Raw genomic sequence first — 12,503 nt, 5'->3', positions numbered from 1 at the left:
CGGTAACGGCAAGTCAATTCAGCCGAACAGCCGCTTCAGGCTCCGCTCCAGCATCAGCAGCTGCCACAGCGTCCGGCCATGCTCCGCCCTGCCCGCCTTGTGGTCCGCGGCGAGCTTCTCGATCGCGTGCAGGTCGAACCAGCCGGTGCTGTGGAGCAGCTTGGAGCGCCCCAGCGCCGCCGCCTCGTCGGCCAGCGCCTTGCGGAACCAGGCGCTGATCGGCGTCACGAAGCCCATCTTCGGCCGGTAGAGCACGTCCTTGGGCAGATAGGGCTCGAGCGCCTTCTTCATCAGCCACTTGCCCTGCCCCGCCTTGATCCGCAGCGAGGGCGGCAAGGCCGCCATGAACTGGACCAGGCGATAGTCGAGCAGGGGCTCGCGCGCCTCCAGGCTCACCGCCATGCTGGCACGGTCGACCTTGGTGAGGATATCGCCCGGCAGCCAGTGCTGGATATCGGCGTATTGCGCCCGGTCGAGCCCGTCACGCGCCGGTGCCTGTCGCATCGCGTCGGTATAGCGCTGCTCCGCGGTGTGACCCGCCAGCGCCTTCTTCATCGCATCGCTGTACAGCGCATTCCTGAGCGCCGGCCCGGTGACGCCCACCGCCTTGGGATAGGCATGCTCGCCATTCTCGGCGAGCGCGAGCAGCGTCGTCTTGGCGCGGAACGGCCGCGGTGCCCAGTCGGCCTTGGGATAGAGACGTCCCAGCGTGCCGAACACATTCTCGCGCACGCCCTGCGGCAGCAGCGAGCGGGCCCGCTCCTCCGCGGCGAAGAACTTGTACCGCCGATAGCCCGCCATCGCCTCGTCCGCGCCATCGCCCGAAAGCGCCACCGTCACGCTTTCGCGCGCCAGCTCGCACACCCGGTAGGTCGGCAGCGCCGAGGCATCGGCAAAGGGTTCGTCGAACGCGCCTACCAGCGTGTCGATCAGCGCGAAATCGTCCGCCGCCACCTTGCGCGTCCGGTGCGCGGTGGCGAAGCGCTCGGCGATCATCTGCGCGTACGCCGTCTCGTCATGATCCGCCTCGTCGAAGCCGATCGTGCAGGTCTTCACCGCCGCCTTGCTCGCTTCGGCCATCAGCGCGACCACCGCCGAGCTGTCGACGCCTCCGGACAGGAACGCGCCCAGCGGCACGTCCGCGATCATCCGCGCGCGCACCGCGCTGCGCATCATGTCGAGCAGCTCGGCCTCGAGGTCCTTGATCTTCCCTGTCGCGCGCCGCGAGAAGTCGATGTCCCACCAGCGCTGCGGCCGCGGCACCGGCTTGCCGCGCTCGAGCAGCAGGAAATGCCCCGCCGGCAGCTTCTTCACCCCGGCAAGGATCGAGCTGTCGTCGGGCACGTAACCGAGCCCCAGATAATCCTCGACCGCCTTGAAGTCCGGCGTGCGGCGGAACAGCGGATGGGCGAGCAGCCCCTTAAGCTCGGAGGCGAAGGCAACCGCCCCGTCCGACAGCTCGGCATAGTGGAGCGGCTTCACCCCGAACCGGTCGCGCGCCAGGAACAGGCTCTGCGCGCCCGCATCATAGAGCGCGAAGGCGAACATGCCGTTCAGCCGGTCGAGCATCCGCGGACCCCAGGCGCGCCAGCCATGCAGCAGCACCTCGGTGTCGCTGCCGGTGGCGAAGCGCGCGCCCTTGGCCTCCAGCTCGGCGCGGACCTCCTGGAAATTGTAGATCTCGCCATTGTAGGTGACGACCACGCCCTGATCGGGCGTCGCCATCGGCTGCACGCCGCCCTCCAGGTCGATGATCGCCAGGCGGCGATGCCCCAGCCCTACGCCCGCAGTCGTCCACACGCCCGAGCCGTCCGGCCCGCGATGGACCAGCGCATCGGTCATCTGCACGATCCGCGCCGGGTCCACCGGCTTGGCCAGCGCGGGATAGTAAAGGCCGGCGATGCCGCACATGCTAGGCGAAGTCCCCCACGTCTTCAGTCGTCACCCCCGCGAAAGCGGGGGCCCATCTCCCGGACTGTCCACAAACGCACCGGCTCGTATGCCGCACACGCAGGAGATGGGTCCCCGCTTTCGCGGGGATGACGGAAATTGGCAAGCTCAGTGGGCGCCCACCATGCGATCGGCCAGCCCTTCGACGGGACCAAGCGCGCCCAGGAAGTCCTGGATCGCCGCATGCGCGCCATTGTCGCCGCCCTGCTCGGCCGAAACCAGCACCGCCGCGCCCGCCTGGTTGCCGCCGAGCAGCTTGGTCTTGAGCGTCTCCAGCTTCACCCGCTTCTCGCTGCCGGTCAGCACCCCGCCGATCCGGTACCAGGTGACCACCTCGCGCTCGACGCGCCCCGGCCCGGTCATGCGCAGCGCGGCGCCGCGGCGGACGGGGCCCAGGTCCTCGATCTTCACCCAGCGGTCATTCTCGCGGATCGCTCCGATGCCGAAACCGACCAGCTCGCGCCCCTCATGCTGCGTGGCATAGACCGCCACCGCCAGGTCGACCGCACGTCCGCTGTCATCGGCATAGCGCCCGACCAGCATATGGTCCGCACCCGGGAAGTTCGGCGACCAGGGTGCGCGGGTGCTGGAAGCCACCCGGTGCCAGCCCGGCACCTCGGGCAAAGCGATCTGCGCCGGCAGCTTCGAGGCGCGTGCATCGTTGAGGCTCGACCAGCCCAGGAACAGGCTCGCCACCAGCAGCACCAGCACAGCAGCGATCGGCGCATCGACGCGCTTCGCCGGCACCGCCTGCAGCTTGGCGGGATCGAACCACCGCGCATCGGGGTCGCGGTCGAACCATTTCCAGCCGATCGCCAGCACCGCCGCCATCACGATCGCGAAGAACACCCAGCCATAGACGATATGATCGAAGCCGGTGGCCGCCTCGACCGAAGTCCACCAGGCCGCATAGATCGTCCCGAAGGCGCGCAGGCCGTTGGCGAGGATCGGCACCACGATCGCCGCGACCATGAACGCCGCGCGCCGCTGCCACGAGACATAGCAGACATTGGCGACCAGCACCCCGAACGCGACCATCGCGATCACGAACTTGGCGCCCGAACAGGCCTCGGCCACTTCGAAATAGCCGTTCGACGTCGTGATCAGCACGCCGTCCACGCTCGCCGGCACGCCGAATGCATGGAGCATCGGCATGATCATCGTGATCGTGATGTCCTGCAGCGGCCCTTCCATGAAGTCGCCGAACGGCACCAGGAACGCCATGTAGCAGAGCGGGAACAGCAGCGCCCGGGCGACATTCGGCCCCAGCACGCTTACCACCGCGCCCTGCAGCATCAGCACCAGCCCGGCATGACGGAACAGCGCGACGCCGGCGGCATCGCCGACCATCCAGCCGAGCCCGCCGCACGCCACGATCGCAAGACCGGGCCACCAGCCCTGCGGCGCGACTTCGCTCAGTTCGGCGCGCCGCTGCCACACCAGCCAGGCGATCACCGGCGCGATGAACAGGCAGTGCCCGAAGGTGGTGTTGGTCCAGTAGATCGTCGCCAGATCGCCAGTGTCGCGGCGGAAGATGACGAGCAGCGCCACCCAGACCGCGGCCAGGATCGCAGCATGCCGCTTCCAGCGCGCGTCGAAGGTAGCGGTTGCGGGCGCCGCGGCAGCGGGCATCACGGCTTCGGCCACGTCTTCAGTCCCTTTCGTCACCCCCGCGAAAGCGCGGGCCCATCTCCCAGCCCATCCCCGTGCGCACCGGTGCATTCCGTTGCACGTGCAGGAGATGGGTCCCCGCTTTCGCGGGGATGACGGGATGTAGATTGCTCACGCCGCCCGGCGCGGCTTCTTCGGCACGTCGGTGACGCGCGCCACGCGTTCCGCCTTGGCAGGCCGCATCGGCTCGCCGAGCACCGCGTCGAGCGGGCTCAGCCGCGCTTCCCAGCTATAGCGGTCGATCACCCGCTGCCGTGCCGCCTCGCCCAGCTCGGCGGCCTTGCCGCGGTTGGCGAGCAGCCGTGTCACATGCTCGGCGATCTCGCCCACGGTCGCGCCCACCAGGATCGTGCCGCCATGGTCGATGCCCGTCGCGGCAGCCTCGGACGCGACCACCGGCCGCGCCATCGCCATGCCTTCCAGCACCTTGTTCTGGATGCCGCGCGCCAGCTTGAGCGGCGCGACGACCACCGCGGCCTGGGCCAGCCAGCCGCGCACGTCGGGCACCTCGCCGATCACCGCCACGCCCGGATGCTTGGCCAGCGCCTTCACCGCGTCGGTCGGGTTGCGGCCGACGATCATGAAGCGGGCATCGGGATGCGCCAGGCGGACATGCGGCAGGATCGTCTCGACGAACCAGGTCACGCCCTCGATGTTCGGGCGATAGTCCATCTGGCCGGTGAAGACGATCGTCGATCCCATCACGTCGACGCGTTTGAAGGTCGCCGCGGGATCGAAGAACTCGGTGTCGATGCCGTTCTCGAGCACATGCACCCGGTCGGCGCCGGTGCGCTGGCGGAACAGCTCCGCCTCCGCCTCGCTCACGAACAGGTTGGCATCGGCGCGTTGCGCGATCGCCTTTTCGTGCGCGAGCAGCATCCGCGCCTCGCGGCCGAGCATCCAGCCCATCGGGCCCTTGCTGCTCTTGGCGTAGGCCGCGAACTTCGCCGAATCCATGTCGACGAAATCCATGATCACCCGCTGGCGCGGCCGCGGCGGCAGATACTGCGCCATCTGGCTGGAGAAGACATAGATCGTGTCGATCCGGTGCCGCTCGAGGATATTCTCCACCGACTGGCGCAGCGCGTCATTGTCGAACGCGGTCAGCGAGACCGGCCGGTGCTGGACCAGCGCCTGGAATCCCGCGACCAGCTGCGACTTGGCGCGCCACACGATCGATCGGTTGCCGGTGTACCTGGTCAGCCCGCTCTTCTGCTTCAGGTCGGCGGGATCGTCGGCGAACGCGATCAGATGCACCCGCTGCTTGGTCGACAGGTATTTCAGGACGTTGAAGCCGCGGATCTTGTCCCCCCGATCAGGGGGATAAGGCACGCGGTGCGCGAGGAAGAGGATGTCGCCCATCAGCCCAGGCCCTTCGCGATCAGGGGACCCGCGCGATTGGCGATCCACAGGGGAAGCTTGCTCCAGACGCGCACCTGCAGCGAATATTTCGGGTTCACCGGGCTCGCATCGCGCGGCTTCGCGCCTTCGGCCACCCGGTCGTAATAGCACAGAGGCTTCGGCTCGAAGCCCCAGTTCTTCTTGTACGCCGCCGGACCGGTGCCGACCTTCGAGCGGCCGAAGTCGAAGCGCCTGCAGCCCTTGGTCCGGGCGTGGCGCATCAGCTCGAAATACATCCGGTCATTGGCACGCAGGCCGCGCGCCGCCCGGGTGCCGCCGCCCCAATAGGGATACACCGTGCCCTTCCAGTAAAGGCTCAATACGCTCGACACTGCCACCCCGTCGTGACGGACGACCAGCACGTCCGCCGAGTTGCCAAATTCCCGTAAAACCTCGGAAAACAGACTCCGGGGAAATACCGGGGTGCCGAGGTTGCGGACCGATTCGGCATAGACGGCATAATGCGCTGCCACGTCATCCGCGTGACAGCCGGTGGAAATCTCCAGCTCGGTCTCGAGCGCCTTGCGAACCTCGGCGCGCTGCTTGCGCGGGATGGCGAGCAGCTGGGCGTCGTCGTCCACGGCGAGATCGCGCACGAAGCCCAGATAGCGCGTGTCGTCCACGCTCCATTCCGGCCCCGGCAGCGGGCCGCCGCGCACTTCCATCACCGGGCATTTCAGCGTCTGCGCCAGCGCCCAGGCCTGCTCGGCCATCTGCGAGACGATGCGCGGATCATGGGTCAGGATTCCCCCGCCCACGCCGAACCCGGCCGAGGCGAGCACCTTGCCGAAGATCGGCGAGTAGATCTCGGTCAGCGGCATCACCCCGGCCAGTTCGCCCCGGGCATCCTCGGCGACGAGGTAGTGGCTCTTCTGCCCGCAGCCCCGCGCCACCGCGACGCTCCAGGCCGGCAGGTGGAAGGGCGTGCCCTCGGGATGCTCGTGGACGAACGCGCCGATACGGGCGCGTTCGATCGCGTCGCCCAGATCGGCGATGCGCAGCTGCACGGGCTTGGCGAGCAGAGGCGCGTTCACTTGGCGCACTCCGCCTTCAGCCGCTCCGCCTCGCCCTTCGCGATCTCGTCCATCCGGCCCCATCGATGCCCCGCGATCAACGTCTCGAGCTTGCCCGCCATCGCACCCAACCGGCTGTAATGGCGCAGCTTCGACTTGAACGGCGCATCCTGCACGCGCGGCTGGCCCGGGTCGATCTCCCAGGGATGAAAGTAGAAGATCGCGGGACGAGCGGCGCCATTGGCGGCACGGACGGCGCGATAGGTCACTTCGCCGGGCAGCAGCCGGAAGAAGCCGCCGCCGGTGGTCACCTCGCGCCCGAAGAAGCTTGCCAGCGTGATCGGGATCTCGACCAGAGCGGCGCCCGGCACCGGCCAGAAGGCCCCGCGCGGCGCATCGTGCCAGCCATAATGGTCGTGCTTCACCGGCGCGACGCTGGAGGAATAGGCATAGCCCTCCTCGGCCAGCACCTCATGCGCCCAGGGCGTGCGGCGGTCGATCGAGAAGCTCGGCGCGCGGTAGCCGGTCACCCGCTGCCCGCTCGCATCCTCCAGCGCCTTCTTCGCGGTGGCGAGGTCGGCACGGAACTGCTCGGGGCCCATGGTGAAGACGCGCTGATGGTCCCAGCCATGGCTGGCGACCTCGTGCCCCGCCTCGGCGATCCGGCGGATCAGCGCCGGATAGCGCTCCGCGACCCAGCCCAGCGTGAAGAAGGTCGCCTTGACCCCACCCGCCTCGAACAGCGCCAGCACCTTGTCGGTGTTCGCCTCTACCCGGTGCTCGAGCGAATCCCAGTCGTCGCGCGCAATCGTGTTCTCGAAGGCGCCGACCTGGAACCAGTCCTCGACATCGACCGAGAGGGCGTTGACGACCATTGGATCAGCGCTCCCCGCAAGCCTTTATGCGCTCCTGCGAAAGCAGGAGCCCAGAGCCACAAGCGGCACCCTTCGTAACCCTGGACTCCTGCTTTCGCAGGAGAACAAGAGAAGAAGCGCCCACAAACATCAGGCCACGTTCCCGCGCACCGCCGACAGGTCCGGGCGACGGCCCTGCGACTCGCCCTGCTCCACCCAGTCAACCAACAGGCCGAGCACGCGGCGCAGCGCCTCGTCCTGGTCGCGCAGCTGCGTCTCCAGGTCGGAGATGCGGCGCTGGAGCGTGTCGTCGCTCGCCGCCGCGGGCACCGGCGGGTGCGCGGCAAAGGCCGGGCGCAGCGGCACCGGGTCCGACGGATGCGGATGCGGCGACGGCACCGGCGCGCCCATTCCCATCGGCGCCACGTCGGTCAGCTCATAGGGCTCCGGCTCGGCGACGGGCGGCGGCGCGAAAGCCGCCGGCGTCTCGATCGGCGCCGGGCGATAGGCGGAGGCCGGCGTGTCCTGGTTGAGGTCGGCGATCACCGCCGCCAGCTCGTTCGCGCCGAACGTCTCCATCTCCTCGACCGCACCGAACAGCAGCACGCGGCTGGCAAGCTGGTTGATCCGGCGCGGGCTGCCGCCCGACCAGCGATGGATCGCCGCCACCGCGTCGTTGGTGAAGCGCGGCTTGCCCCGCCAGCCGACGCACGACAGGCGGTGGATCAGATAGGGCTCGACTTCATCCGCCTGCATCGGATCGAGATGGTGCATCGCGATCACCCGCTGGCGCAACTGCTCCAGCTTCGGATCGCTCAGCGTCAGCCGGAACTCGGGCTGGCCAAGCAGGAATATCTGCAGCAGCGGATAGCCGCCCGCCTGGAAGTTGGAGAGCATGCGCAACTCCTCCAGGCTCTCGATCGGCAGCGACTGCGCCTCGTCGACCACGACGAGCGTCCGCCGGCCGGTGCGCGCCACGGCGTGCAGCCCGCGCTCGATCTCGCCGAGCATCTCGGCCTTGTTCAGGCCCGAGCTGTCGATCCCCAGCCCCTGGCAGACCAGCCGCAGCAGATCCTCGGGGCGCAGCTGGGTCGAGACGATCTTGATCACGTTCAGCCGCTCGCGGTCGATCTCGCCGAGCAGATGCCCCATCAGCGTGGTCTTGCCCACGCCGGGATCGCCGGTGATCACCACAAAGCCCTCGCCCTGGCTCAGCCCATAGCCGAGATAGGCCATCGCCTTGCGGTGCGTCGCCGTGTCGAACCAGAATTTCGGATCGGGGGTCAGCTGGAAGGGCCGGCCGGTCAATCCATAGTGATCGTCGTACATGTTTTCGTCCCGACGCTTAGAAGCCGTAGCGCAGGCCGAGCAGCGCCTGGGCGCTGGCCGAGCTGTCGCCATCCCGCTCGAACCCGAACACGCCTCCCGAAAGAGTCGCGCCCAGCCGTCCGAAGCGGTGGGTATAGGCCGCATTCGCTCCCCAACCGTAAATGCCGTCATTCCCGGGCAGATCGCTATTGTAGTAGCTGCCGAGGATGCTGCCCTGGAGCGAGCCGTTCGCGCCGACATCGGTCGAGGCGAAGGCCTGGGCATAGATGCTGGTGTCGCTGGTGCCGTTGGTGGTGAAGGCGGTGCCGCCCGACGGCGCGATGAAGTCGCGCCGTGCCCAGCCGCCGCCGATGCCGAAGCGGGTGCCGCCCCGGCCCGCGACCATCACGCCGGTCACGCCGCGGGCGCGATAGGCCGAGGTCGCTGCCGAGGCGAAGATGCCGTTCATGCAGCCGCCGGCCGCCGCGCCCGTCGTGCCATAGATGCAGCCCGAGAACTGGTTGCCGAACGGATCGGTGGTGCTGGCGAGCGCGGTCGGCAGCGTCGAGAGCTGGCCGTTGAGCTGCTGACCGAAGGTCTGGACGGTGTCATAGACGCCGATCTGGATGCCGCTGCCCGGGCCCGCCTGGTAGCTGAGCGAGCCGGTATAGCTCATCGAGCCATAGCGCCGGCCGACGCGCGCCTCGAGGAAGGTGCGGCGGCTCGGCTTCCAGATCACGCCCGCGTCCCAGAACACGCCGTCCAGGTCGTATGCAATGCGGCGCGGCGAGTTGGGATCGGTCTGGAAGCGGCCATTGCGGTCGACCACCGGCTGGCCCGCACCGTTCAGCAGCGCGTCGCGCTGGGTGATCTTGATCTGCTCGTAGCCGACGCCGCCCGCGAGCGCGAGGCCGCGCAGAACCGGCAGCACCACGTCGCCGCGGCCCCACTTCCCTTCGAAGCGCTGGTCGAGCTGGCCCGCATCCTCGCGGGTGTAGGATCCGCTGGCAGTGATGCCGACGGGCAGCGCCGTGCCCGACTTCACGCCCACGCTCGCGGTCGCGACATGCACCTTGGAATCATCGTAATAGTCGAGCCGCGGCTGGCCCGGCGCCACGCCGGTCTGCCCCGGCGCCTCGACCTTGGTATAGCCGAAGCGATAGGCGCCGTTGACGAACATCGGCCCCAGATGCGTCGCCAGGTTCGGCCCGATATAGCCCGAGAAGACCTGGGCCGAGTTGCTGAAGTTGCCTACCTGGCTGGTCTGCACATCGCCGCGGATGTCCGAGCGGGTGCGCGTCGCGATGCCGCCCGCCTCGATCGACAGGCCCGGCGCCACCGCCGCCTTCACCGTGGCGAGGCCGCTATGCGTGTGATCGTTGTTGAGCTTGTTCTGGTAATCGAAGCGGTGCTCGTAGCGATAGCTCACCTGCACCTCGACGCGGCGCGAATGCACGCCCACGTCGATGCCCGCGCCGACGGTCGAATAGGTCAGCACGTCGCCGCCGTTCAGATCGGCCGCGACCACCTGGCTCGCCTCGATATAGGGCGCGACCTGCACCCGCTGCGCGTGCGCCGGCAGCGCGGCCCCCGCCGCGATGCCGGTCAAGATGATCAGCCGCTTCACCGGCCTTCCTCCCCATATTCGTAATAGCTGCCGAACCGGCGACCGCCGGGCTGGAACGAGACCGAGTTGAGCACGAGCTGGATATCCTCGCAGCCGTCGAGCGTGTTGACCGCCTGGCGCAGGTCGCTCTCGCTGGTCCGGTCGGCGCGTACGACGAGCATCACCTGCCCCACATGCAGCGCCAGCACCGAGGCGGGCGACGCGGCGAGCGCCGGCGGCGAATCGAAGATCACGATGCGGCGCGGATTGGCCGCGGCCAGGCTGTCGATCACTGCCCTCGCGCGGTCGCTCGCCAGCAGTTCGGTGTCACTGACCGAACGCGTGCCGGCCGGCAGCACCGAGAGCTGCGGGATATCGGTGTCGATGATGCAGTCCTCGACATTCGCCACCGATCCGGCCAGCACGTCGAGCAGCCCGGGGCCGTTCGGCAGGCCGAGGCGCGGCAGCACGTCGGGCTTGGGAAAGTCGGCGTCGACCAGCAGCACCTCGACGTCCCTCTCGGTCGCCATCGAGAGCGCGAGGTTGATCGCGCAGAAGGTCTTGCCCTCGCTCGGCTGGGCCGAGCAGACGAGGATCATCCGCGCCCGGTCCGCCGCCTTGGCGGTGTCCTTGGCGGCGACGGCGCGCGCGGTGAGCAGCAGCTGGCGCTTCACCATGCGGAATTCTTCCGCCAGCGGCGTGATCGCCGCCCCGGGGATCAGCATCCCGCCGCGCTCCAGCACATCCCGGTCGATCGGCGCGACATGGCGGACACCGGTACGCGGCGTGGCGATCTGCGGTTCGGGGGCCGGAGCGACGAACGCAGCGGCTTCTGCCACTTCATTTCCCCGGCGAAGGCCGGGGCCCAGACTTTCAGTCTGGAACGCTGAGGCTGGGCCCCGGCCTTCGCCGGGGAAAGTCTCCGCCTGCGGCTCAGGTTGCGGCACAATCACTGGCGCAGGCGCAACAACGGGTTCCGGCGCGCGCTGCACAGGAGCAGGCGCAGGTTCCGGCGCCGCCACAGGCGCGGGAGACACCACCCGAGCCTCGACCCGCTGCTTCGGCGCCGGCTTGGCAACCGGCGCGGCAGGCGCTTCCTCGATCGGCGCGGGCGCATAATGGAAAGACGGCGCCGCCCGTTCGAGCAGCGACCCCTTCAGGCGGCGGGGCGTGTGATCGTTCATCTCAGGCTCCCATGCCCCGCTGGAGGAACTCGACGCCGATCAGCCCGACATAGGCGACGGCCAGCGCCGCCACCCCACCGGCGAACAGGGTCAGCGTCTTGCGCCGCATCGCGGTCTGCGCGGCGGTCACCACTTCGCCGATCGATCCGATCACCGGCATGCCGCTCGCCTTTTCCAGCTTGGCGGCAGTCGCGAAGGTCGTGGTCAGCTTGCCCAGCGCGAAGGCCGCGGCGACGCCCGCGCCGAGCCCGGCGATCAGCACCGCGGTGAGCAGCAGCGGCCGGTTGGGCGAAGTCGGCCCGCGCGGCTGGGTCGGCGGATCGACCACGTTGAACTTGTCGGCATCGGCGACATTCTGCGCCTGGCTGGCGATCTTCATCTGCTCGCGCTGGGCGAGCAGCGTGTCGTACTGGCCCTTGAGCACCTGGTACTGGCGCTCGATCTCGCCCTGCTCGGCGGCCACGCCCGGCGCCTCTGCCAGCTTGGCCTGGAGCAGGTTGAGGTCGCCCTCGATCTGCGCCTTGCGCTGGATCAGCGCGGCGACGGTCGCCTGCTTGTCCGCCCGCATCGACTGCAGCCCGATATAGACCGGGTTGGAGGCACTGCCCGCGCCGCCGCCCACCAGCGGCTCGCGCGCCGCCGCGCCCTGTGCCGCGGCAAGCTGGTTCTTGAGCGCGATCATGTCGGGATGGCTGTCGGTATAGCCCTTGGCGCGCGCATCGGCGATCTGGCCCTGGATGGCCTGGAGTCGCGCCCGCGCGGGGCCAGCCACCGCGCCGCCACCGGCACCCGCGACGCTGGCCGGGGTGCCCGCCATCTGGGCATTGACCACGTTGAGGCTCGACTGTGCCGCCGCCAGGTCGCCCTGGATCTGGCCGAGCTGGGTGCGCGCCGCGGAGACGCGATCGTCGATCGATCCGGTGCCCGGCAGGGAGCCGAGGAACTTCGCCTGGAAGTCGGCCCGCTTGGTATCGGCGTCCTGCAACTGCTTCTGCCGCTCGGCCAGCTGCTGGTCCATGAAGTCGAGCGACTGGCTCGACTGGTCGCGATTGTCGGAAAGGTTGGTCTCGACGAAGATGTCGATCAGCTTCTGCGCGATCTGCTTGGCCAGCTTGCCGCTCGGCGCCGTGACCGTGATCTCGAAGAGGTTGTCCTGCTGCGCGGTCAGCTTGATCGCCGCCTGCAGCCCGGCCACCCGGTCCGCCACGTCGCGGTCCGTCGCAACAGTGCGCGCCAGGTCGGTGCCGCGCACCACCTTCTCCAGGTTGACCGCGCTGGTCAGCGTCTGGCGGATCCGGTCGAGATCCTTCTGCTGGTTGAGCGCCGTCGTCCCGTCGGTCGGGATGATCTGGCGCAGCTGCACGAAGATGCGCGCGCGCGATTCATATTTGTTCGGCATCTGCGACACGACCAGCCAGCCGGCCAGGCAGATGCACCAGGCCACCGCCAGCGCGATCCAGCGCCGTTGCCATACCGCGTGCAGTGCGCCGCGCAGCTCTTCGTAGAGGTTCCCCAC

At 68.9% G+C, this 12,503-nt stretch carries 9 protein-coding genes; all 9 read right to left on the bottom strand.

What is annotated here, in order from left to right; genetic code table 11:
- Positions 1-18 precede the first annotated feature (18 nt).
- The 9 genes from J2W22_RS12845 to J2W22_RS12805 all read right to left on the bottom strand — a co-directional run bounded on the left by J2W22_RS12845 (position 19) and on the right by J2W22_RS12805 (position 12,503).
- Positions 19-1,911 carry an XrtA/PEP-CTERM system amidotransferase gene (locus J2W22_RS12845; protein ID WP_307118639.1) on the bottom strand — a complete coding sequence of 631 codons (1,893 nt, stop codon included), beginning with the start codon at positions 1,909-1,911 and terminating at the stop codon, positions 19-21.
- A 147-nt stretch (positions 1,912-2,058) separates the two neighbouring features.
- Positions 2,059-3,597, bottom strand: coding sequence for an exosortase A (gene xrtA / locus J2W22_RS12840; protein WP_307118638.1), 1,539 nt, complete (start codon positions 3,595-3,597; stop codon positions 2,059-2,061).
- Between the two features lie 135 nt (positions 3,598-3,732).
- Positions 3,733-4,983: a TIGR03087 family PEP-CTERM/XrtA system glycosyltransferase gene (locus J2W22_RS12835; RefSeq protein WP_307118637.1), complete on the bottom strand. Its 1,251-nt coding sequence runs from the start codon at positions 4,981-4,983 to the stop codon at positions 3,733-3,735.
- On the bottom strand, positions 4,983-6,056 hold the full coding sequence (locus J2W22_RS12830; protein WP_307118636.1) for a FemAB family XrtA/PEP-CTERM system-associated protein: 1,074 nt from the start codon (positions 6,054-6,056) through the stop codon (positions 4,983-4,985). Before J2W22_RS12830 ends, J2W22_RS12835 begins: the two co-directional genes overlap by 1 nt.
- Positions 6,053-6,910, bottom strand: a complete 858-nt coding sequence (locus J2W22_RS12825) for an XrtA system polysaccharide deacetylase (RefSeq protein WP_307118635.1) — start codon at positions 6,908-6,910, stop codon at positions 6,053-6,055. The genes J2W22_RS12830 and J2W22_RS12825 overlap by 4 nt, the downstream gene beginning before the upstream one ends.
- A gap of 129 nt (positions 6,911-7,039) precedes the next feature.
- Positions 7,040-8,218 carry an XrtA/PEP-CTERM system-associated ATPase gene (locus J2W22_RS12820; RefSeq protein ID WP_307118634.1) on the bottom strand — a complete coding sequence of 393 codons (1,179 nt, stop codon included), beginning with the start codon at positions 8,216-8,218 and terminating at the stop codon, positions 7,040-7,042.
- Between the two features lie 16 nt (positions 8,219-8,234).
- Positions 8,235-9,824, bottom strand: coding sequence for a hypothetical protein (locus J2W22_RS12815; protein ID WP_307118633.1), 1,590 nt, complete (start codon positions 9,822-9,824; stop codon positions 8,235-8,237).
- Positions 9,821-10,642 carry an AAA family ATPase gene (locus J2W22_RS12810; protein ID WP_307118632.1) on the bottom strand — a complete coding sequence of 274 codons (822 nt, stop codon included), beginning with the start codon at positions 10,640-10,642 and terminating at the stop codon, positions 9,821-9,823. Before J2W22_RS12810 ends, J2W22_RS12815 begins: the two co-directional genes overlap by 4 nt.
- Positions 10,643-10,988: 346 nt before the next feature.
- Complete coding sequence (locus J2W22_RS12805; protein WP_307118631.1) at positions 10,989-12,503, bottom strand: XrtA system polysaccharide chain length determinant; 1,515 nt, start codon at positions 12,501-12,503, stop codon at positions 10,989-10,991.

This window comes from Sphingomonas kyeonggiensis (genome assembly GCF_030812785.1).
GTDB classification, from domain to species: Bacteria; Pseudomonadota; Alphaproteobacteria; order Sphingomonadales; family Sphingomonadaceae; genus Sphingomonas; species Sphingomonas kyeonggiensis_B.
The sequence above is the reverse complement of the archived record's forward strand: the minus strand, read 5'-3'. Positions and strand labels throughout refer to the sequence as shown.

What these genes read in the sequence shown, in the direction of transcription:
- J2W22_RS12820 (WP_307118634.1), bottom strand. Translation starts at nt 8,218, where the DNA reads ATGTACGACGATCACTATGGATTGACCGGCCGGCCCTTCCAGCTGACC.
- J2W22_RS12845 (WP_307118639.1), bottom strand. Translation starts at nt 1,911, where the DNA reads ATGTGCGGCATCGCCGGCCTTTACTATCCCGCGCTGGCCAAGCCGGTG.
- J2W22_RS12825 (WP_307118635.1), bottom strand. Translation starts at nt 6,910, where the DNA reads ATGGTCGTCAACGCCCTCTCGGTCGATGTCGAGGACTGGTTCCAGGTC.
- J2W22_RS12835 (WP_307118637.1), bottom strand. Translation starts at nt 4,983, where the DNA reads ATGGGCGACATCCTCTTCCTCGCGCACCGCGTGCCTTATCCCCCTGAT.